Below are 19,568 nucleotides of genomic sequence, written 5' to 3' on the forward strand. Positions count from 1 at the left end.
TGGCGAGCGAAGCGAAGCCATCCAGAGACCACCTGAACAAACTGGATTTGCTTCGTCGCTTCACGCCTCGCGATGACGGTCAATGAGACAGGCTGCCAAGATAAGATAAGATAAGATAAGGATAGGAACATGACCGGCGCTGAAACACTGGATGTCGCGCGTGACGCGATCTGGACTATCGTTCTGGTCTCAGGACCGCTGCTGGGCGTCGGCCTGATCGTCGGCGTCGTCATTTCGCTGGTGCAGGCCTTGACGCAGATCCAGGAGCAGACGCTGGTGTTTGTGCCGAAGATTCTTGCGATCTTCGTGACGCTGGTGCTGGCGCTGCCGTTCATGGCCGATGCGCTGCACGCCGAAATGATGCGGATTTCATCGCGAATCATCGGCGGCTGATGCACAAGGCCGGTGGAGTGAATGCGATATTCGCGATCCGTTTGGCTGCAAGCTGCGGACGCGAATGTCAGGATCGGGCCATTGAGCATGATCCCGAAAAGTAGGAACCAGTTTTCGGATAAGATCATGCTCAATTCAAAAGGATAAGGCGAGGGTCTGATTCAACGAAGTTGGATCAGACCCTCGGGCATCATGCACATCGATATCTCGCTTCTGCCCGCCCTTGGCGCCGCTTTCATGCTGGTGTTTGCCCGCATCGGCGCGATGGTGATGTTGTTGCCGGGGTTTGGCGAGGTCTTCATTCCGGTGCGGGTCAAGCTCGCTATCGCGCTGCTTCTGACCCTCATCATCCTGCCGCTGCATCGTTCGGCCTATCACGTCGACATGCAGTCGGTCGCACCGCTGGCGGTGTTGATGGTGCATGAGATCATCATCGGCGTGGTGCTCGGCGCCACCGCGCGCGTCACGCTCGCGGCCTTGAGTGTGGCAGGCTCGGTCATCGCACAGCAACTCGGACTCGGATTCGTCACATCGATCGATCCGACCCAGGGCCAGCAAGGCGCGCTGATGGGCAACTTCCTGACCCTTCTTGGCATCGCGCTGCTGTTCGCGACCGATACGCACTATCTGGTCATCGCCGCGCTGAACGACAGCTACAAGATTTTCTCGCCGGGCGAACTGATGCCGAGCGGCGACGTGGCGGCGCTGGCGACGCGCGCCTTCGCCGCCGCTTTCAAGATCGGCCTGCAACTGTCGGCGCCGTTTCTGGTATTCGGGCTGGTCTTCAATATCGGGCTTGGCGTGCTGGCGCGGCTGATGCCGCAGATGCAGGTCTATTTCGTCGGCGTGCCGCTCTCGATATTCATAGGCTTCGTGATCCTAGCCGCCGTGCTGGCATCCATGATGGGAACCTACATGGATTACTTTATCGGCGTGATGCACGACCTGACGCCGCTGAACTGAGGACGCCGCGACGATGGCCGACGAGAGCGACGATACCGAGAAGACAGAAGATCCGACTCAAAAACGCCTCGACGATGCGCTCGAGCGTGGCGACGTCGCCAAGAGCCAGGAGGTCAACACCTGGTTCGTGATTGCCGGTGCGACGCTGGTGCTGGCGACGTTTGGAGGCTCGGTCGGCGGCGGCGTCGAGATGCCGCTGCGCAACCTGATCGCCAATTCCTGGCAGATCCGGACCGACGGCCCCGGCCTTTTGGCGCTGGCCCAGCAGCTCGAATACATCCTCGCCGCCGCGCTCGGCCTGCCGCTGCTGATGCTGATGCTGGCCGCCATTGCCGGCAACGTCGTCCAGCACCGCTTCGTCTGGTCGGGGGAAACGCTCAAGCCGAAGCTCAGCAAGATTTCAGTGGTGTCCGGCGCCAAGCGGATTTTCGGCAAGCAGGCCGCCGCAAACTTCGCCAAGGGACTTTTCAAGGTGCTGGCGCTCGGCGCGGTCATGACAGCGGTGCTCTGGCCGGAGCGATCGCGGCTCGATGCCTTGGTACGGCTCGACCCGAACGCCATCCTCCCCACCACCACGACCCTGACGTTGCAATTGCTCGGTGCGGTTGTTGCGATGCTCGCGCTGGTCGCGATCGCAGACTACCTGTTCCAGTACCGGCAGTGGTTCGAGCGGCAGAAGATGTCGCTGCGGGAGATGAAGGAGGAGTTCAAGCAGTCGGAAGGCGATCCGCACATCAAGGCCCGGATCAGGCAATTGCGCCATGCCCGCATGAAGAAGCGCATGATGGCCGCGGTGCCCAAGGCTTCGGTCATCATCACCAATCCGACGCACTATTCGGTCGCCTTGTCCTACGAGCGCGGTATGTCGGCGCCGGTCTGCGTCGCCAAGGGCATGGACAACATCGCGCTCAAGATCAGGGAGATCGCCCGCGAGCACGACATTCCGATTGTCGAAAACGTACCGCTGGCCCGCGCGCTGTATGCCACCGTCAAGATCGACGACGAGATTCCGGTCGAGCACTATCACGCGGTCGCCGAAATCATCGGCTACGTCATGGGCCTGAAGCACGGCTTTTCGAGACGCCGTGCCTGACGCCGGACCGCGGTATCGTGGGGAAGAGTATCCGGATCGGGGAAAATGGCGGAAATTGAGCCCATGAGGTGCTTGCGCTGCCGGGTCCGATTCAGGCACTCAGGAGCCGGCGCAGGCGCATTCCGCGCCCGCTGCGACAGGTCCCGCCGGATTCCATGACGTCCGATCCCGACATCGATTCGCCGCAGGTGACGCAGGAGCCGGCGCGGCGGAGCGGCAGCATCCTGCTGGTGCTGCTGGTCGCGGGCGCTATCGTCGCGGCCGCCGTGGCGTTCATGACGCTCGGGCGTGCCAACGCCCAGCCTTATATTCTGGCGCTGCTGGCCCTGCTGGCGATGGTCGGGCTGTTCACGCTGTTCGCATTCGCGGCCGGGATCGTCCGCTTCGCCGACCGCACCGCCGATGATCCGCTGATGCGCCCGATCGCCGATCACGCGTTCGACGGCATCGCCGTCACCGATTCCGGCGGGCACATCGTTTATGCCAACGCCGCTTATCTCACCCTGACCGGCGCCACATCGATGCAGGACGTACGGCCGGTGGAGCGCGTGTTCATCGGCAACCCCGACGTCTCCGAGGCGGTATTCCGCCTGCTGAAGGCCGCGCGCGAAGGCAAGCGCCAGCAGGAAGAGGTGCGCGTCGCCGCTGCCGACGGCGCGCACGGCCGCTGGCTGCGGATGCGGGTCCGCCCGCTCGGCCAGACGAAGCGGCACTCCAGATACGCCGTGTGGTCGATCGCCGACATCACCCGCGACCGCGACCGGCAGGAAGACGTGTTCCAGGAATTGCGCCATGCGATCGAATATCTCGATCATGCGCCGTGCGGCTTCTTCTCGGTCAACAAGGCGGGCGATCTCGCCTACGTCAACGCCACGCTCGCCAACTGGCTGGATCACGATCTCGCGGAGATCGGCTCGGGCGGCTTGAAGCTCACCGACGTCGTCTCCGGCGACGGCGCGGCTTTGCTGACGTCGATCATTGCTGCGCCCGGCGAAGTCCGGACCGAGGTCTTCGACATCGACCTGCGGATGCGCAACGGCAAGACAATGCCGGCGCGGCTGTATCACAAGCTGGCATTCGGCGCCGACGGTGTGCCCGGTCCCTCGCGGACGCTGGTGATCAGCCGCGCCCGCGACGAGCGCGTCGATCCGCAGCGCGCCGCCGAAGTCCGCTTCATGCGCTTCTTCGACCACACGCCGATGGCGATCGCCACCGTCGACAAATCCGGTGTCGTCCATCGCGCCAACGCGCGGTTCGCGAAACTCGCGCAGAGCCTCAGTCCGGATGGCGCAGCGTCCAGGTCGATTCTCGCGGCGGTCAACGAACGCGATCGTGGCCAGTTGAGCGCGGCCATCCATGCCGCGGCGGAGGGGCAGGGCGATATTCCGCCGGTCGATGCGATGTTGAGCGGCGCGCGCGAGCGCTGGGGACAGTTTTTCGTCACCGCGGTGGTGGGGGAGGACGATCGCGACGCGGAAGCCGCGATCGTGTACATGCTGGAGACGACTGAGCGGCGTACGCTCGAAAACCAGATCAATCAGTCGCAGAAGATGGAGTCGGTCGGCCAGCTCGCCGGCGGCATCGCGCACGATTTCAACAACGTGCTGTCCGCCATCATGATGGCGAACGACTTCCTGCTGAACGCGCACAAGCCGACCGATCCGTCGTTCCAGGACATCATGCAGATCAAGCAGAACGCCAACCGCGCCGCCGCGCTGGTGCGGCAACTGCTGGCGTTCTCGCGGCGGCAGACCCTGCAGCCGAAGGTGCTCGATCTCGGCGACACCCTGAGCGATATCGGTATGCTGCTGAAGCGCCTGATCGGCGAGAAGGTCACCTTCCCCGGCGTCGTGCACGGGCGCGACCTGTGGCCGGTCAAGGCCGACGTCTCGCAGTTCGAGCAGGTGATCGTCAACCTCGTGGTCAATGCGCGCGACGCCATGCCGAACGGCGGCAGGCTCGCGATCCGCACCGCCAACGTTGCGGCGGCGGAGGTCGCGACGTTCGGCTACAAGGGAATACCGGCCGCTGACTACGTGCTGGTCGATGTCAGCGACACCGGCTCGGGCATTCCACCCGACATCGTCGACAAGATCTTCGAGCCGTTCTTTTCGACCAAGGAGGTCGGCAAGGGGACCGGGCTCGGCCTGTCCACGGTCTACGGCATCGTCAAGCAGACCGGCGGCTTCATCTACGTCGATTCCAAAGCGGGCGAGGGTACGACGTTCCGCATTTTCCTGCCGCGCCATTATCCAGAGGTCGAGGCGCAGCCGGCACCCGCCAACGGCGCGGGCAAGGGGCAGGAGCCGGCGGGTGCTCCCAAGCCGGCGAGCACAGACCTCACAGGGCACGGCACCATCCTGCTGGTGGAGGACGAGGAGGGACTGCGTTCGCTCAACGCGCGCGGGCTTCGCTCGCGCGGCTACAGCGTGATCGAGGCCTCCAACGGCATCGAGGCGCTGGAAGCGCTCGACCAGAAGAACGGCGCGGTCGATCTCGTCGTCTCCGATGTCGTGATGCCGGAAATGGACGGGCCGACCCTGTTGCGGAAAATGCGCGTGCGCAATCCCGATCTCAAGATCATCTTCGTGTCGGGTTATGCCGAAGAAGCGTTCGACAAGAGCCTGCCGGAGAACGAACAGTTCGCCTTCCTTGCGAAGCCGTTCGCGCTCAGCGCGCTGATCGCCAAGGTCAAGGAGACGATGGCGCTGTCATAGCTGGACTCTAGAGCCTTTTCGCTTCTGATGGAATCAGAAGCGGGCTCTATGATTTTGATTTGACGCGTTTTCTTCCCGAGAACCGGTACCGCTCTAGCTAACCGTCCGATCCATCGCGGCCGGTGCCACGCCGAAAAGCCGCCGCGCCGGGCTGGGCAACGCCGGGACGGGTGTGCGCCGGTGCCGTTCGGACGCGATGGCGTTCGTCGTCATAAAGGGTAGGACGATATTTGGCCCGCGCCTCCGTCATCGTTGCGCCGCGCCAGGCCGCCAGCATGATCCGGGCGGAGCGTTCGTTCAGCTGGTCGTAGAGCCGCGACAGCCGGTATACCGCGACAACGGATGTGCCGATGGCCGGATCGAGAAACAGCAGAACCTGCTGAAAGATTCTCGAAGACATGCCGACGGCCTTGGCGGCACAGGCAAGTGGCTCGCCGCCCGGATCCTTCACCACCCGCTCGGCGACGCGAGCGGGCAGGATCAGCGTCTCGCCGAGTTCGGTCGTGAAATTATCGACGTCGGCCGCGAACGCTGCCATGTGAAGGGTCTCGATCGCGCGCGCGGCCCGGGACGGATGGATGTGCGGCGAAGGCCGCAGCGGCGCTGTCGCCAGATTGTGCAGGATCAAGGCGCGATCCCTGGCGTTTGCGCTGAAGAACATTTCGCTGATTTCGGCGGCGTCGCGCGGCTCCATCGCCAGCGTCGCGATCGTGCGGGGCTTTGCCTCTGCGGCCGGCGGTGCGTGCGGCGATGGCGGCGCGATGGGCGCGCGCGGGTGGGCGGCGGCCGGGTGAAGCCGCAGCTTGCTCATGATCGCCGCCGGGGTGCGTGGATAGATCGATAGGCGGGCGCGCACCGCGGCGCGGGTGGCATCGTCGACCTGATCGATCAGGCGCGTCGTGAGTTCGACGAAGTGTTGCTCCTCCTCAGCGGAGTGCGTGCTGGTCTGCACGTAAAGGTCGGTCAGTACCCGCAACAGGGTCGGACGGATGTCCACGCCGTCCCGGCGGGACAGCGTCAACAACCCGTCGAAGCCGGGAAACATCGGAGGTGCGATCATGTCGGCATACGCTTGCGGAGAACTGCTCGTCCTCAACCTAGCGAGCCCGCTTTAACGGGTGGTTAACCATGCCGGGTTCTAAATCCCGGCGCGTCGTCGCCGAATTCGGGACGGCACCGGGGGCGGGGAGAGACTGGGTATGGGCACCGTTATTGCGTTTCCGGCAGATGCGGCTTCGCGGCCGGGATCGGCGATGGATCGCTCTCCGGACCACGGGATCGGAACGGTCGTGATCCTGCCGGTCATCCGCATCGACCGCGAGACCGGCGAAAGTAGCGGTGGAAGCGGTCCCGAGGAGGGCACGGCCCCTGGCCGCCGTCGCCGTCGCCGCGCCCGCTCCTGATTTTTCGGATACATTTCGATGCTGGAAAATCCGCTGGAGCGTTTTCGAGCGAAGTGGGTACCGGTTCGCGTCAAGAATACGCGTCAAAACAAAAAGCTGGAGCCCGGCTTTGATTCTATCAAAGCTGGAATGGCTCCAGCGACGCCAGCAGGGCCGGGATGTCCGCGCCTCTCTTCGCTTGTTTCCGTGATCCTTCTTAGCGCCACGGTTGCCGCATGCAGCGGCGGCGACTTCGGCCGCGTCCGTCAGGATGCCCGCAACGACGACATGCACCGCTGGATGGGCACTGAGGCCACCGGCAGCATCGGCCTGCAGTCGTCGCGATTCCAGTTGACCGACAACGAGCGGCTGTTGCGCGATCTCGCCTATCCGCTGATCGAGCCGCCGCATTCGCGGCCGACCTGGAAGAGCGTGTTCGGCGACTACAAGCCGTTTTCCCCGCCGTGGCGGCAGAAGCCTGCGTTCGATCGATCGGCTTACGGCCGCCAGCTCATCGACGAGCCGCACCGCTCCGACGCCTCGCGCTATGCGCAACTGATAGACGACGTTCGCGACGACCTCACCCGGTTCGATCCGTTTTTCAACACCGCCAGGCAGGTCTTCGATCTCGACAGCAAGCGCAATGCCAGCCTGAAGTTCGTCTCCGACCTGTCGCCGCGCGAGCGCGCCGACGCCGTCGCGCGGATGGAAGAGAACGCCTTGGTCGTGCAGTGGGTGCAGCAGTGCCTCGAGCAGCGGATCGCGTCGTATCGCTGGGCGCTCGAGCATCTGGTGGTTCAGGCGCCGGATAACATGGCGGCCGATGCCGACCGTCTGATCGGGCAGCTTGCGGTGCTGACCGCAAATCCCCCGGTCGCTGCAGCGCCGGTGATCGGCCGCGCCTTGCGCACGCGCGGGTAGGGTCGTTCCCAATTACGCGGAAGCAGTCCGATTTCCGGCGTCGTGCGCGGGCTTGACCCGCGCATCCATCTTCTTTCGGAAATGATGGATTGCCGGGTCAAGCCCGGCAATGACGATGATCGAGATGTTTCCGCCTAAGCGTGAAGCGAGCTAAACGAGCGCCATCGCCTATCGCTTCGCCTCGGGCTTCACCATGGGAGGCTCGGTCTGTAGTCGGCACTTTGCCGCGGCGAGCGAGGCTTTCGCCTGCTCCATCATGCCCGGCTCCGGCGCCAGCGCCTTCAGAACGATCAGCCCCGTCGTCGAGGGAGAGTCGATGATGAGCCGGTCCGCCGCCGTCACGTCCTCTTCTTCGGGCAGTTCCGCGTGCTGCGCTTCGGTCATCAGGTTGAGCTCAATCACCTTGCGTCCGGCGGAACGGTCGTTGATGGCGTAATAGGCGACGTCGCTGCGGGTATAGAACGACACCGACGTGTAGGCCTGGCTCACCGGCACCGTCAGCTTGATCGATCCGCCCGACAGGTCGTAGCGGCAGACCGCGACGGCAAATGCGGGATCCATGAACGGCATCGGCGAGTGGCCGGGATCGGCCAGCGGCAGCTGCGTCACCGCGTTCGGCGTGGTGATCGTCGTCAGCCGCGAATAGGCGTCCTGCGAGGCGATTCGCGGCAGCGCCAGCACGCTGACGAGATGGACAATCCCGCCGAGCAGGATGCCGCCGACGATCGCAAACAGCACGCGGATCATGAGCACCCTCCAGTCGCGATGGAGGGCATCGGCGCGTCGCGCTGGGTTCGCGTCGCGACCCCGACAGGGGTGTCATAGAGCCGAAGCATCAGCACATAGCGCTCGATGCCGCCGGTCGGCAGCCAGTTGCCGGCGCGCGCGCGCGATGCCACGTGCACCGCGAACGAGCCGTCGGAATTCCGTACGATCTCCTCGCTGGTAAAGCCGTAGCGTTGCAGCGAGTTCGCCACCAGCTGGCCCTTGCGGTCGTAGAGCGTCAGTGTCCAGAATCGCGCCGCTGGCGTAACGCCGCTGACGATGACGTCGCAGCGGCCATCGAGCGGTCGCTTGCCGTCGTCGGCGGTGGCGAGAAATGCGATGCCGTCGCCGGCTCCGATCGGCAGTTCGCCGCTGCGCGCAATCGTGGCGCGTGAATAGGGGTCGATGTCGGCGGATCCGGTCCTTGGCCGTGCTGTCCACGCGCCGATGGTCAGCGTGCCGAAATCGGTGCCGCGCGTCGCGGTGAACCAGGTGGCTCCGAGGCCGACCGCGGTGGCGAGACCGAACCCCAGCAAGATGATGAAAATCAGCCGCACGGGTCGGCGCTCCGGTTTTGAAGTTTGCAAACGATCACGGCACTCCTCTGGCGCGAACTCGCGACAGACGCTGTATGACCTAGAGCCCTTTCAGTTCTGATGGAATCAGAACCGGGGCTCTAGGGTTTTGATGCTTCACGCGAACCGGTATCCACCTCGCTCGAAAACGCTATAGTGGCGTGGATTCATTCGACATTCGATATTAGCCATTCGGCTCGCCACGCATCTGTAATGCGAATGTCGGGATCGGACCACTAGTTCTTGGGAGGCGACAGCGTCGCTCGGTCGCCGGACGTTGCGGCCGCGAGGTTGTCGGCGCCGGTCGAAACGGGGCGAGGCGCGCCGGAGGGAGCTGGATTGACCGGTTCGGCGGCCGAGGTTTTTCCGATTGTCTTGCCTGCTTGATCCAGCATCTTTTCCACGCGCACCAGGATCTCGGCGCCGCGCTTGGTCAGGATGGGCGGCGGCGCGGGATTTGCATTGTCTTCGCTGCCTGCGGTTTTGGCGGCGGCAGCGGTCGGTTTCGCCGGCGCCGCAACACCGGCAATGTCCTTGATTTCGACGCCGCGATGCGCGGCCGTCATGATGTCATGCCATGTCTGGGCAGGCAGCGCACCACCGGTCAGGCGGTTGGTCGGCGAGTAGTCGTCGTTGCCGTACCAGACTCCGCACACGAAGTTGCCAGTGTAGCCGACGAACCAGGCGTCGCGGTAGGCGTTGGTGGTGCCGGTCTTGCCCGCCGCCGGAATGCCGTCGAGGATGGCGCGCCGCGCGGTGCCTTCACTGACCACGTGGCTCATCATCATCGCCATATCGGCGGCGACCGAGGGTGGAATGATCTGGCGCGGCTTGGGGCCATCGCGGTCGTAGCGCCAGACCAGATCGCCGGCGCCGGTGCGGACTTCCAGAACCGCGTGCGGCGTGACCGCCTTGCCCTTGTTCGGGAACGTGGCATAGGCGACGGCGTGTTCGAGCACGTTGACCTCGTCGGCGCCGATCGGCAGCGAGGGCGTATCGGGCAGCGGCGTGACGATGCCGAACTTGTGCGCCGTCTCGACGATCATTTGCCGGCCCTTCTTGGCGCTGGCCCAGACGTTGCGTGGGTTGCCGCCGAGCGCGATCGACAGCTTCACCGGGATGACATTGATCGAGCGGGTCAGCGCCTGGGTCAATGTCACCTTGCCGGAGTAGGAATGACCGTAGTTCTGCGGGCACCAGTTGCCGAGGCAGACGGGGCCGTCGACGATCGTGGAGGTCGGCTTGAAGCCGTTGAGCAGCGCGGTGGTGTAGACATACGGCTTGAACGACGATCCGGGCTGGCGCATGGCGTCGGTCGCGCGATTGAACTGGCTGGCGCCGTAATCGCGACCGCCGACCATCGCGCGCACGCCGCCGTCGAGATCCGCGACCACGGTGGCGGCCTGGGTCGCGTGATAGTCGCGGCCGAACTGGCGCAACTGGTTCTCGATCGCCTCTTCTGCTGCGTGCTGCACATTCATGTCGATGGCGGTGCGCACCACGAACACGCGCTCGGTATAGGAGCGCGGAAACGTATCGACCAGCTTGCGCATCTCGTCGAAGGCCCAGTCGAGATAGTAGTTCGGCGAGTTCTCGTCGCGGCGGTCGACTGCGGTGGCGGGGTTGCGCCGCGCACCGAACACCTGGCCCTCGGTCATGAAGCCCGCATCGACCATGTTGTCGAGCACCTGGTTGGCGCGGGCACGGGCGGCGGGCAGGTTGATGTGCGGCGCGTATTTGGTCGGCGCCTTGAACAGGCCGGCGAGCATCGCGGCTTCGGCGAGATTGACGTCGCGCACCGACTTGTTGAAGTAGAAATGCGCCGCGCCGTCGACGCCGAAGGTGCCGCCGCCCATGTAGGCGCGGTCGAGATACAGCTTCAGGATTTCGTTCTTGGTCAGTCGGGTTTCCAGCCAGATCGCGAGGAAGGCCTCGTTGATCTTGCGCTCGATGGTGCGCTCGTTGGAGAGGAACAGGTTTTTCGCGAGTTGCTGGGTGATCGAGGAACCGCCTTGCCGCACGCCGCCGGCCTGCGCGTTGGTCACCAGCGCGCGGAAGGTGCCGCCGACGTCGATGCCGAAGTGATCGTAGAAGCGGCGGTCTTCGGTCGCGAGCGTCGCCTTGATCAGGTTGTCGGGAAAATCTTCCAGCGGTATCGCATCGTTGTGCTTGATGCCGCGGCTGCCGATCGGGTTGCCGTAGCGGTCGAGGAACGTGACCGCGAGATCGGATTTCTTCAGCCAGTCCTCGTCCGCGGTTTCGCGGAACGCCGGCTGCGCCAGCGCCAGCAGGACGATGAGACCGCCGAGGCCGAGCGTTGCGGCTTCCGACAACGGCTCGACGAACACCCAGCGTTTCCAGCGGCCGACATAGAAGCGGTCCATGAAGGTGGAGAAGCGCTCGTAAAGTTCGCGCGCGCCCACCGCCGAGGAGAACAGCGTCGAATCGATGCGCGCATCGAAGTCCAGCAGGACATGCCGGATTCGCTTTTTCCAATCGGAGGGCAGGATGTTGCGCACCGGAGGGCCTGTGACCGATCTGCGGGGTGGCAGCGCCCCCGTCCGGGCGCCGTCGGCACGTCATGCAAGAGTGTTGCGGCAAACCCAAGGCACATCAAAACCGACGCTGGAACATCGTCCGCCATCCTCAGGAAAGCCGGTTTCCTTCTATCCGAGCGAGGGTGATAAACCAATGGCCGGTCGCGATTTCAGCCCGGCACGGCCGCTTGCCAGCGGCCGGACCGTGAATGGTGGGTTTGGAACGGCTTGCGCGAGGTGCGGCCAAAGCCCATAGACAGGGACACTTTAGAACACCCAAGACGCAACCCAAGACGCACCCCATGACGCAACGACCCGAGCGCCCGTCGGAACAGGACGGATTCTTCTGGAAGACCAAGACTTTGGAGCAGATGTCCAGCTCCGAATGGGAGAGCCTGTGCGATGGCTGCGCGCGCTGCTGCCTGGAGAAGCTCGAGGACGAGGACACCGGCGACATTTATTTCACGCATGTCTCCTGCCGGCTCCTGGATGCCGGGCTTTGCGCCTGCAAGGATTATGCGAACCGCTCCGAACAGGTTTCCGACTGCGTCCGCCTGACGCCGGACAATGTCCGTACCTTGAACTGGCTGCCGCCGAGCTGTGGCTACCGGCTGGTCGCGGAGGGACGCGATCTCTACTGGTGGCATCCGCTGATTTCCGGCGACCCCAACACCGTGCACGAGGCGGGGGTCTCGGTGCGGGGCAGGGTGCGCGGCACCGAGGACGAAATTCCCGATTCCGAGCTCGAGGATCACATCGCGCAGTGGCCGGTTCGGCTGCCCAAGCGCGCCCAGCTCAAGAAGCCGCCGCGGAGCTGACTGGAGCCTTTTCCCTTCTGATGGAATCAAAAGCGGGCTCTATGATTTTGATTTGACGCGTTTTCTTCCCGCGAACCGGTACCCATCCTCGGTCAAGCCCGAGGACATGCTTCGCTCGAAAACGTTCAAGTTTCATCACATGTTTGCGATTTGGCGTCGGCGGGATGTTTACATGCGTCCGCCCGCTGTCCGAACGCGCGGGCACACGTTATAGTGGAGGCGATGCAGCGATCCAGCGGTCGCCACCGCGCGTTTTCAGCCGAAGCCTTTCATCCGATCCGCATATGAACACAGTCGAGCGCCCCGGTCGGGGGCCGTCCGCCCCCCCGATTCGGTCTGGCAACATCTCCCGCGAAGTCGCCGCGCGTCACGGCCCGGCCGCTGGCGACGCCGATGCGTCGACGGTCGCGCCGCCCGTGCCGCTGAGCCAGAGCGAAGTCCGCACCATCCTGGCCAGCCTGATGCTGACGATGTTCCTGGCCGCGCTCGACCAGACCATTGTCGCAACCGCGCTGCCGACCATCGGCCGCCAGTTCCACGACGTCACCACCCTGTCGTGGATCATCACGGCGTATCTGCTGGCGTCGACCGCGGTCGCGCCGCTGTTCGGCACGCTGAGCGACATCTACGGCCGCCGCGCCATGATCGTCACCGCACTCGGTCTGTTCGTCGCGGGCTCGGTCTTGTGCGCGCTGGCGCCGAACATGACGACGCTGATCGTCGCGCGCGGGGTGCAGGGCCTCGGCGGCGGCGGCATCCTGCCGGTGGTGCAGACGGTGATCTCCGATGTGGTGACGCCGCGCGAGCGCGGCCAGTATCAGGCCTATTTCAGCGGCGTGTGGACCGCGGCCGGCATCGCCGGACCGGTGCTGGGCGGTGTGTTCGCCGAGCACCTGCATTGGTCGATGATCTTCTGGATCAATGTGCCGCTCGGCGTCGTCTCGCTGGCGATGCTGCTGCCGAAGATGGGAAAGCTCCCGGTGTTCCACCGTCGCCGCAAGGTGGACTGGGCCGGCGGCCTGCTGCTGATGGCGTCCGCCGTGGTGTTCATGCTGGTGCTGACATGGGGCGGCAACCGCTTCGCCTGGCTGTCGCCGGCAATCGCCGCCATGCTCGGCGGCTCGCTGGTGCTTGCCGCCGTCTTCGTCTGGCACGCGCGGACGACGCCCGAGCCGTTCCTGCCGCTGTCGCTGATAGGCGGCCCGGTTGTCCCCTACGCGATCGCGGCCGGCGCCTTCGCGCTCGGCTCCATCATCGGGATCACCGTGCATCTGCCGCTGTATTATCAGGTGGTCCATCATCTCAGCGCCAGCGAATCGGGGCTGGCGTTGATTCCGATCGCCGCGATCTCGACCGGCGGCGCGGCGCTTGCCGGCCGCACCATGGTGCGGGCGGTTCACTACAAGCGGGTCGCGATCGTCGGGAACGCATTCGCCGCCGTCATCGCCGCGATCCTGGCGATTGTCGTGATGCCGTTGTGGCCGCTGCTGGCGCTGCTCTCGCTGTTCGCCTTCGGTCTCGGCACCACGTTTCCCGTCAGCGTGGTGTCGCTGCAGAACGCGGTGGCGCGGCCGCAGGTCGGCACCGTCACCGGCGCGATGAATTTCTTCCGCGCGCTGGCCGCGTCGTTCACCGTCGCCGCATTCTCCGCCATCCTGTTGATGGCGCTGGGTGCGGATGTCTCGATCGGCAATGACGGCGGCGGTCAGGTCGATGCGATCTCCGCGGCCGATCTGACGGCGGCATTCCGCTACGTGTTCGCCGCCGCCGCAGCGATGCTGGCGGGCGCGGCGCTACTGCTGACGCTGATGGAGGAGCGGCCGCTCGCCGGCCCCGCGGTGTGATCCGTGCGCGCAGAATTTTCGTCATCGGCCTTAAGCATTCGTTGAGGGTGTCGCTTAGGGTCTGCGCAATCATTCGTCTCTAGGTTTTCTATTTCGAGTCACGCGCGAGAATCCGCGCATCCATCTGACCGGAGTTCGCGGTGCGTCTAATGGCAAAGCTCACGTCGGATTTTTTGCGCGATGAGTCGGGGGCGACCGCGATCGAATATGCGCTGATCGCCACCGGCATCAGCATCCTCATCGTGGTCGCGGTCACCGGCATCGGCAGTTCCGTCAACGGTCGTTTCACCGCGGTGGGCGATTTGCTGAAGTAGGGCGGAAAGCGGCGCCAGATGTCAGGCAAATTTTCCTAGGAAAATATACCTTGACAGCGTGACGCTGCCGCAGTAGGTTTACGCCATGCTCCACAGTTGCGCTTAAGAGAGACGACTGCGCTGCTTCATGGGTTCAGCGCGCTTCTGGTCTTGCGCAGGTCGCCGGGAACGCCGTTCACCGAAAAATCGGATAAAACACGAAACATCGCTACAGATTGTAAGTCTTTATGCTTCGAGCTATCGGCGCCGGTCTCGCCGCCGATCCTTGGCGCAGTCTGGTCATAATCCGGCGGCATCAGTTCCGCTTCGAGGGAGCTTTCCGGCATCAAAATGGGTGTGACGCGAACCGCCAGACCGGCACGGAAGCCGGCGGCGGCGCCGGTTGCGTCGCGCACGAAGCTGACGACGAAGCCGAAGTCTTCGCCGACGATAGCAAAATCGGGTGCGCGCAAGACGGCCGCAAAGCCGATGGGTGCAAAAAAGACATCTCTGGAAAAAAAGACAACACGACCCGTCAGAACGCCACCTGAAAAACTCGGGCCGCGGCTGTCGCGCGCAAGGCCACAATGGCGAAGACCTTGCGGCGCGCCGATGAAACGCCTGTTGTTATCGATGAGCACGACGGCGCGGCAAAGGCCGGATTGAGCAGACAGCGCGCACAGCGGGCCGCCGTTCGGCGCAAGGACGAACCGAGCCCGCGCGTCAAGCGCACCGCGGTGGAGCGGATCGACGATCCGCCGCCCGCGACAGGATTGCTTTTGATCGAGCGGGTGACGCGCGCGATTGAACGCGAGCTGTCGCTGATCGAGATCATTGTCGGCGGAAATCATCTGAAGCCGCAGCAACGCACCGAGGCGGAACGCCGCGCCCGGACGCTGGCCAGTCTCGCACGCACGCTCGGTGAGGTGACGCGGTTGCGCGCCAGTGAGCAGAAGGTGAAGCCCGCCGATGACGACGCCGTGCCCCGCGATCTCGACGAGTTCCGGCGCGCGCTTTCGCGCCGACTGGAACAACTGGTCGCCGCACCAGCGCCGGTTCCTGCTGGAGAGCATGAATGAGGACGAACTCGGATTTCTCGCCCGGCAATGGGATATTTTCGCGCACCCGCATCAGCGTCCGCCGGAACTCGCGCCGAATGGTGCGCCGTGGCTGATCTGGCTGATGGTCGGCGGCCGCGGCGCCGGCAAGACCCGCGCCGGGGCCGAATGGATTCGCGCGCAGGCGCTGGGTCTTGCGCCGTTCGCCGTTGAGGCGGTGTCGCGCATCGCGCTGGTCGGCGAAACCGAACATGATGCGCGCGAGGTGATGATCGAAGGCGTCTCCGGTCTGCTCGCGGTTCATGCCGCCCACGAGCGGCCGGCGTGGTCGCCGTCGCGCAAGCGGCTGGAATGGAGCAACGGTGCGGTGGCGCAGGCGTTTTCCGCCGACGATCCCGAAAGTTTGCGCGGGCCGCAGTTCGGCTGCGCCTGGTCCGACGAGATGGCGAAGTGGCGCTACGCGGAGGCCGCGTTCGACATGCTGCAGTTCGGTTTGCGGTTGGGGTCGCAGCCGCGCCAGCTCATTACCACAACGCCGCGGCCGACCGCGCTTTTGAAACGCCTGATGGCCGATCCGGCGAGCGTGGTCTCGCGCGCGCCGACGCAAGCCAACGCCTTCAACCTTGCGCCGACCTTTCTGCAAGGCGTGATGGCGCGCTACGCCGGAACGCGGCTCGGGCGTCAGGAGCTTGACGGCGAGATCATCGAGGACCGGCCGGATGCGCTGTGGTCGCGCGCGCTGCTGGAGCGATGTCGCGTACACGAGGCGCCGCCGTTGCAGCGCATCGTGGTCGCGGTCGATCCGCCGGCGACGTCGAGTAAACGTGCAGACGCCTGCGGCATCGTCGCCGCGGGTCTGGCGGAGGGCGGCATGGTTTATGTGATCGCCGACGAGACGGTGGCGGGCGTCACGCCGGCGCTGTGGGCGGCGAAGGCGATCGCGCTGTGGCGTCGGTGCGAGGCCGATGCGCTGGTCGCGGAAGTCAACCAGGGCGGCGACATGGTGAAAGCCGTGATCGCCGAGGTCGACGCCGCGGTGCCGGTGATCCCGGTGCGCGCGACACGCGGCAAATGGCTGCGCGCCGAGCCGGTGGCGACGCTTTATGAGCAGGGCCGCGTCAGGCACGCCGGCAGCTTCGCCGCGCTGGAAGACGAGATGTGCGACTTCGCCCTGTCGGGCCTGTCGTCCGGGCGTTCGCCCGACCGGCTCGATGCGCTGGTGTGGGCGGTGACGTCGCTGGCGCTGGCGCCGCGCGCCCAGCCGCGGGTGAGGGGATTGTAGAACCGATATCGCAATCGGAGCGTCATTGCCGGGCATAGCCGTTCGAAGAACGGCGTCGCTTCGCTCGCCTATGACCCGCATACTCAGCGTCACCCGCGGGCTTGACCCGCGGGTCCATCTTTTCAGGAAGGATGGATGGCCGGGTCAAGCCCGGCTATGACGCTTTAACATTCTATCGGACGATATCTTCGTAAAGATCACTCCAGGTCGGATTGTCGCGAACAATCAGATCGATCTTCCATTCGCGCGACCAGTGCTTGATGTTTTTCTCGCGCTGGATTGCCGACATAACAGTGTCGTGCGCTTCAAAATAGACCAATCGTTTCACGTTGTATTTGTGTGTGAAGCCGTCGGCTAAGTCCTCGCGGTGTTCATAAATCCGACGAACGAGGTTGTTCGTCACGCCGACATACAGCGTTCCTCCCGGCGCGCTTGTAAGAATATAGATCCAGTAGCTCATGCATGAATGATGGATTGCCGGGTCGAGCCCGGCAATGACAATCTTTTTGTTGCATCGCGCCTTGACGATGAAGGACGGTTCTGATGCGCTTGCGCCTGAAAAATCTTTTCACCCCACCCGAGACCAAAGCCAGCCGCACCGCAAAGCTGCTTGCGTTCGAGAGCGGCCGCCGCGCGCGGTGGACGCCGCGCGACTATGCGGCGCTGGCGCGCGAGGGCTATCTTAATAACGCCATCGTGCATCGCGCGGTCCGGTTGATCGCGGAGAACGTGGCGTCGTGCAGCTACCTCGTGTTCGAGGGGGCGCAGGAGCACGAGGCGCATCCGCTCTCGCTCCTGCTGTCGCGGCCGAACGCGCGGCAGGACGGCGGTGCATTCCTCGAGATGCTGGTGTCGCATCTGCTGTTGGCCGGCAACGCTTATGTCGAGGTGGTCGCGCTCGACGGCGCGGTGCGCGAGCTTTACGCGCTACGGCCCGATCGCATGAAGGTGGTGCCCGGTCCCGACGGCTGGGCGGAGGCATATGAATATAGCGTCGGCGGGCGCAGCGTGCGCTTCGATCAGGCGTCATCCGCCGTGCCGCCGATCCTGCACCTGACATTCTTTCATCCGCTCGACGATCACTATGGTCTCGCGCCGATCGAACCGGCGGCGGTCGCCATCGACACCCATAACGCCGGATCGACGTGGAACAAGGCGTTGCTTGATAACGCGGCGCGGCCCTCGGGCGCGCTGGTCTATTCCGGGCCGGAAGGAGCGGTGTTGTCGGATTCGCAGTTCGACCGGCTCAAGCGCGAAATGACCGATACCTATCAGGGCGCGGTGAACGCGGGCCGGCCGCTGCTGCTCGAAGGCGGGCTCGACTGGAAGGCGATGTCGCTGACGCCGAAGGACATGGATTTCCTCGAGGCCAAGCACACCGCCGCGCGCGAGATCGCGCTCGCCTTCGGCGTGCCGCCGATGGTGCTCGGTATTCCCGGCGACAACACCTATGCGAATTTCCAGGAGGCCAACCGCTGCTTCTTCCGCCAGACCGTGCTGCCGTTGGCGTCGCGGATCGGCAATTCGTTCGCGCAGTGGCTGTCGCCTCAGTTCGGCGACGCCATCCGCATCGTCGTGGATCCCGACAGGATCGACGCGCTCGCCACCGACCGCGCCGCGCTGTGGCAGCGCGTCAGCAACGCGGCGTATCTCACGCTCAACGAAAAGCGCGAGGCGGTCGGCTACGCGCCGATCGAGGGCGGCGACCGGCTGGAGTGATGTTTTCCCCTTCGTGAGGTGGATGGCCGGATCACGTCCGGCCATGACAGCCGTCATGGGTTCATCCGATGTCCGATCTCATCCGCATCTTCAGCGAGCGCGGCGATCTCGCGCATCTCGCGCTGTTTCTGTGGGCGAGCGCCGCCAGCGCCGGCCTGCTGTTCGCACTGCGCGAACTGTCGGCCGCCTCGCGCCGCTTCGACGATTTCGTTCGCGAACTGCAGCGCTTCAATCGCAAGGCGCATCGCCGCACTGACACCCTCAACAAGGATCGGGACTGATGGATACACTTCACAGCGTGCTGCGCTCGTTCGGCGCCGAGACCAAATCTGCGCCGGATCATCTCACGGTGTTTCGTGAATTCCTCGCACATCTCGACCAGATCCAGCGCAAGGCGCCGGTCGTGAAATCGCCGCGCCAAAAGCCGCCGGCGCGGCGCAAGCCAGCAAAGCGAAGCCGCAAGGGCTGACGTCGGTCGCCTCCCCACAAGGGCGGAGGGACACGCTCCCCATCACATCTTCAGTCAATTCATTCACCCCGCCATTTGCGAGGCCGATCATGCACGCCCCGTTGTCATCCGTGTCGCGTCTGTCGTTCTCCGGCGACGGTACGGTGGAAGGTTATGCCAGCCTGTTCGGCGAGATCGACCAGGCGCGCGACATGGTGATGCCTGGCGCGTTCGCGCAAACGCTGAAGGTGCGGGGGTTGCGCAAAGTTCCGATGCTGTTCCAGCACGATCCATCGGAGCCGGTCGGCATCTGGCTCGAACTGCGCGAGGATTTTCGCGGGCTGTGGGCACGTGGCCGGCTGATCCCCGACGTGATGCGCGCGCGCGAATTGCTGGCGCTGGTCGAGGCCGGCGCGGTGGACGGACTGTCGATCGGCTACCGCACCGTGCGCGGCCAAATCGAGCCGCGCACCCGCGTGCGAAAGCTCTATCAGGTCGACTTGTGGGAAATTTCCATCGTTACGTTCCCGCTGCTGGCGGGAGCGCGTGTCCGCGCGGTGAAGCAGGCGGCGCTGCCGCCGCGTTCGCTTGTGCGGACACAGGCCGAGCGCGAATGGCGGAGCATGACGGAGGCCGCGGATGAACCGGCGCCGCGGCTCCGCCCGCGCCCGGCGGTGGTTTCGGCGTCGCTGCGTAGCCGCGAGGGGCGGCGCAGCGCATTGGGCACTGTATCGCACCGATATTCGATGCTGCGATGACG

Annotated in this window: 21 protein-coding genes; 15 read left to right on the forward strand and 6 right to left on the reverse strand. The window is 64.7% G+C overall.

Annotated features, from left to right (window positions below):
• Window positions 1-129: 129 nt before the first annotated feature.
• From fliQ to cckA, 4 genes are all read left to right on the forward strand, one after another.
• A complete protein-coding gene (fliQ, locus tag NHAM_RS07120; RefSeq protein ID WP_011509908.1) occupies window positions 130-393 on the forward strand; it encodes a flagellar biosynthesis protein FliQ in 264 nt (87 codons plus the stop codon).
• Between the two features lie 192 nt (window positions 394-585).
• A complete protein-coding gene (gene fliR, locus NHAM_RS07125) occupies window positions 586-1,356 on the forward strand; it encodes a flagellar biosynthetic protein FliR (protein ID WP_011509909.1) in 771 nt (256 codons plus the stop codon).
• 13 nt (window positions 1,357-1,369) lie between these two features.
• The gene (gene flhB / locus NHAM_RS07130; protein WP_011509910.1) at window positions 1,370-2,449 is read left to right on the forward strand and encodes a flagellar biosynthesis protein FlhB; all 1,080 of its coding nucleotides are present in this window, start codon (window positions 1,370-1,372) and stop codon (window positions 2,447-2,449) included.
• 155 nt (window positions 2,450-2,604) lie between these two features.
• Window positions 2,605-5,166, forward strand: coding sequence for a cell cycle histidine kinase CckA (gene cckA, locus NHAM_RS07135; protein WP_011509911.1), 2,562 nt, complete (start codon window positions 2,605-2,607; stop codon window positions 5,164-5,166).
• A 97-nt stretch (window positions 5,167-5,263) separates the two neighbouring features.
• Here the strand turns inward: cckA and NHAM_RS07140 are convergent, their stop codons facing one another.
• A complete protein-coding gene (locus tag NHAM_RS07140; protein WP_011509912.1) occupies window positions 5,264-6,226 on the reverse strand; it encodes a DUF2336 domain-containing protein in 963 nt (320 codons plus the stop codon).
• A 139-nt stretch (window positions 6,227-6,365) separates the two neighbouring features.
• On the opposite strand from NHAM_RS07140, the gene NHAM_RS07145 reads away from it, so the two are divergent.
• Both NHAM_RS07145 and NHAM_RS07150 read left to right on the forward strand, forming a co-directional pair.
• Window positions 6,366-6,569 carry a hypothetical protein gene (locus NHAM_RS07145; protein WP_041357814.1) on the forward strand — a complete coding sequence of 68 codons (204 nt, stop codon included), beginning with the start codon at window positions 6,366-6,368 and terminating at the stop codon, window positions 6,567-6,569.
• Window positions 6,570-6,698: 129 nt separating this feature from the next.
• Window positions 6,699-7,469 (forward strand): hypothetical protein, encoded by a 771-nt coding sequence (locus tag NHAM_RS07150; protein ID WP_011509913.1) that lies wholly within the window; start codon window positions 6,699-6,701, stop codon window positions 7,467-7,469.
• A gap of 168 nt (window positions 7,470-7,637) precedes the next feature.
• Here NHAM_RS07150 and NHAM_RS07155 read toward each other — a convergent pair whose 3' ends face one another.
• The 3 genes from NHAM_RS07155 to NHAM_RS07165 form a co-directional block, all read right to left on the reverse strand.
• Window positions 7,638-8,216, reverse strand: coding sequence for a DUF1254 domain-containing protein (locus tag NHAM_RS07155; protein ID WP_011509914.1), 579 nt, complete (start codon window positions 8,214-8,216; stop codon window positions 7,638-7,640).
• The gene (locus NHAM_RS07160; protein WP_011509915.1) at window positions 8,213-8,791 is read right to left on the reverse strand and encodes a DUF1214 domain-containing protein; all 579 of its coding nucleotides are present in this window, start codon (window positions 8,789-8,791) and stop codon (window positions 8,213-8,215) included. The genes NHAM_RS07155 and NHAM_RS07160 overlap by 4 nt, the downstream gene beginning before the upstream one ends.
• A 254-nt stretch (window positions 8,792-9,045) precedes the next feature.
• A complete protein-coding gene (locus NHAM_RS07165) occupies window positions 9,046-11,328 on the reverse strand; it encodes a transglycosylase domain-containing protein (protein WP_011509916.1) in 2,283 nt (760 codons plus the stop codon).
• 320 nt (window positions 11,329-11,648) lie between these two features.
• On the opposite strand from NHAM_RS07165, the gene NHAM_RS07170 reads away from it, so the two are divergent.
• The 3 genes from NHAM_RS07170 to NHAM_RS07180 all read left to right on the forward strand — a co-directional run bounded on the left by NHAM_RS07170 (window position 11,649) and on the right by NHAM_RS07180 (window position 14,322).
• Window positions 11,649-12,164: a YcgN family cysteine cluster protein gene (locus NHAM_RS07170; protein WP_011509917.1), complete on the forward strand. Its 516-nt coding sequence runs from the start codon at window positions 11,649-11,651 to the stop codon at window positions 12,162-12,164.
• A gap of 284 nt (window positions 12,165-12,448) precedes the next feature.
• Window positions 12,449-14,008, forward strand: a complete 1,560-nt coding sequence (locus NHAM_RS07175; protein ID WP_011509918.1) for an MDR family MFS transporter — start codon at window positions 12,449-12,451, stop codon at window positions 14,006-14,008.
• 149 nt (window positions 14,009-14,157) lie between these two features.
• Entirely contained in the window at window positions 14,158-14,322 is a 165-nt protein-coding gene (locus NHAM_RS07180) for a Flp family type IVb pilin (RefSeq protein WP_011509919.1), read from the forward strand.
• A 125-nt stretch (window positions 14,323-14,447) separates the two neighbouring features.
• Here the strand turns inward: NHAM_RS07180 and NHAM_RS07185 are convergent, their stop codons facing one another.
• A complete protein-coding gene (locus tag NHAM_RS07185) occupies window positions 14,448-14,942 on the reverse strand; it encodes a hypothetical protein (RefSeq protein ID WP_157043553.1) in 495 nt (164 codons plus the stop codon).
• Window positions 14,943-15,038: 96 nt separating this feature from the next.
• Here NHAM_RS07185 and NHAM_RS23970 point away from each other — a divergent pair, with 96 nt between their 5' ends.
• On the forward strand, window positions 15,039-15,380 hold the full coding sequence (locus NHAM_RS23970) for a hypothetical protein (RefSeq protein ID WP_245270026.1): 342 nt from the start codon (window positions 15,039-15,041) through the stop codon (window positions 15,378-15,380).
• Entirely contained in the window at window positions 15,373-16,641 is a 1,269-nt protein-coding gene (locus NHAM_RS07195) for a DNA-packaging protein (RefSeq protein ID WP_011509921.1), read from the forward strand. The genes NHAM_RS23970 and NHAM_RS07195 overlap by 8 nt, the downstream gene beginning before the upstream one ends.
• 172 nt (window positions 16,642-16,813) lie before the next feature.
• Here the strand turns inward: NHAM_RS07195 and NHAM_RS07200 are convergent, their stop codons facing one another.
• On the reverse strand, window positions 16,814-17,101 hold the full coding sequence (locus NHAM_RS07200) for a GIY-YIG nuclease family protein (protein ID WP_011509922.1): 288 nt from the start codon (window positions 17,099-17,101) through the stop codon (window positions 16,814-16,816).
• Window positions 17,102-17,184: 83 nt separating this feature from the next.
• Here NHAM_RS07200 and NHAM_RS07205 point away from each other — a divergent pair, with 83 nt between their 5' ends.
• The 4 genes from NHAM_RS07205 to NHAM_RS07220 all read left to right on the forward strand — a co-directional run bounded on the left by NHAM_RS07205 (window position 17,185) and on the right by NHAM_RS07220 (window position 19,566).
• On the forward strand, window positions 17,185-18,360 hold the full coding sequence (locus NHAM_RS07205) for a phage portal protein (RefSeq protein WP_011509923.1): 1,176 nt from the start codon (window positions 17,185-17,187) through the stop codon (window positions 18,358-18,360).
• A 68-nt stretch (window positions 18,361-18,428) separates the two neighbouring features.
• Entirely contained in the window at window positions 18,429-18,641 is a 213-nt protein-coding gene (locus tag NHAM_RS07210; RefSeq protein WP_011509924.1) for a hypothetical protein, read from the forward strand.
• Complete coding sequence (locus NHAM_RS07215) at window positions 18,641-18,829, forward strand: hypothetical protein (RefSeq protein WP_011509925.1); 189 nt, start codon at window positions 18,641-18,643, stop codon at window positions 18,827-18,829. The genes NHAM_RS07210 and NHAM_RS07215 overlap by 1 nt, the downstream gene beginning before the upstream one ends.
• Before the next feature lie 89 nt (window positions 18,830-18,918).
• Complete coding sequence (locus tag NHAM_RS07220; RefSeq protein ID WP_011509926.1) at window positions 18,919-19,566, forward strand: HK97 family phage prohead protease; 648 nt, start codon at window positions 18,919-18,921, stop codon at window positions 19,564-19,566.
• The last annotated feature ends 2 nt before the right edge of the window (window positions 19,567-19,568 follow it).

It is taken from the genome of Nitrobacter hamburgensis X14 (genome assembly GCF_000013885.1).
Lineage (GTDB): Bacteria > Pseudomonadota > Alphaproteobacteria > Rhizobiales > Xanthobacteraceae > Nitrobacter > Nitrobacter hamburgensis.

What these genes read in the sequence shown, in the direction of transcription:
- fliQ (WP_011509908.1), top strand. Translation starts at nt 130, where the DNA reads ATGACCGGCGCTGAAACACTGGATGTCGCGCGTGACGCGATCTGGACT.
- fliR (WP_011509909.1), top strand. Translation starts at nt 586, where the DNA reads ATGCACATCGATATCTCGCTTCTGCCCGCCCTTGGCGCCGCTTTCATG.
- flhB (WP_011509910.1), top strand. Translation starts at nt 1,370, where the DNA reads ATGGCCGACGAGAGCGACGATACCGAGAAGACAGAAGATCCGACTCAA.
- cckA (WP_011509911.1), top strand. Translation starts at nt 2,605, where the DNA reads ATGACGTCCGATCCCGACATCGATTCGCCGCAGGTGACGCAGGAGCCG.
- NHAM_RS07140 (WP_011509912.1), bottom strand. Translation starts at nt 6,226, where the DNA reads ATGATCGCACCTCCGATGTTTCCCGGCTTCGACGGGTTGTTGACGCTG.
- NHAM_RS07145 (WP_041357814.1), top strand. Translation starts at nt 6,366, where the DNA reads ATGGGCACCGTTATTGCGTTTCCGGCAGATGCGGCTTCGCGGCCGGGA.
- NHAM_RS07150 (WP_011509913.1), top strand. Translation starts at nt 6,699, where the DNA reads ATGGCTCCAGCGACGCCAGCAGGGCCGGGATGTCCGCGCCTCTCTTCG.
- NHAM_RS07155 (WP_011509914.1), bottom strand. Translation starts at nt 8,216, where the DNA reads ATGATCCGCGTGCTGTTTGCGATCGTCGGCGGCATCCTGCTCGGCGGG.
- NHAM_RS07170 (WP_011509917.1), top strand. Translation starts at nt 11,649, where the DNA reads ATGACGCAACGACCCGAGCGCCCGTCGGAACAGGACGGATTCTTCTGG.
- NHAM_RS07175 (WP_011509918.1), top strand. Translation starts at nt 12,449, where the DNA reads ATGAACACAGTCGAGCGCCCCGGTCGGGGGCCGTCCGCCCCCCCGATT.
- NHAM_RS07180 (WP_011509919.1), top strand. Translation starts at nt 14,158, where the DNA reads ATGGCAAAGCTCACGTCGGATTTTTTGCGCGATGAGTCGGGGGCGACC.
- NHAM_RS07195 (WP_011509921.1), top strand. Translation starts at nt 15,373, where the DNA reads ATGAATGAGGACGAACTCGGATTTCTCGCCCGGCAATGGGATATTTTC.
- NHAM_RS07200 (WP_011509922.1), bottom strand. Translation starts at nt 17,101, where the DNA reads ATGAGCTACTGGATCTATATTCTTACAAGCGCGCCGGGAGGAACGCTG.
- NHAM_RS07205 (WP_011509923.1), top strand. Translation starts at nt 17,185, where the DNA reads ATGCGCTTGCGCCTGAAAAATCTTTTCACCCCACCCGAGACCAAAGCC.
- NHAM_RS07210 (WP_011509924.1), top strand. Translation starts at nt 18,429, where the DNA reads ATGTCCGATCTCATCCGCATCTTCAGCGAGCGCGGCGATCTCGCGCAT.
- NHAM_RS07215 (WP_011509925.1), top strand. Translation starts at nt 18,641, where the DNA reads ATGGATACACTTCACAGCGTGCTGCGCTCGTTCGGCGCCGAGACCAAA.
- NHAM_RS07220 (WP_011509926.1), top strand. Translation starts at nt 18,919, where the DNA reads ATGCACGCCCCGTTGTCATCCGTGTCGCGTCTGTCGTTCTCCGGCGAC.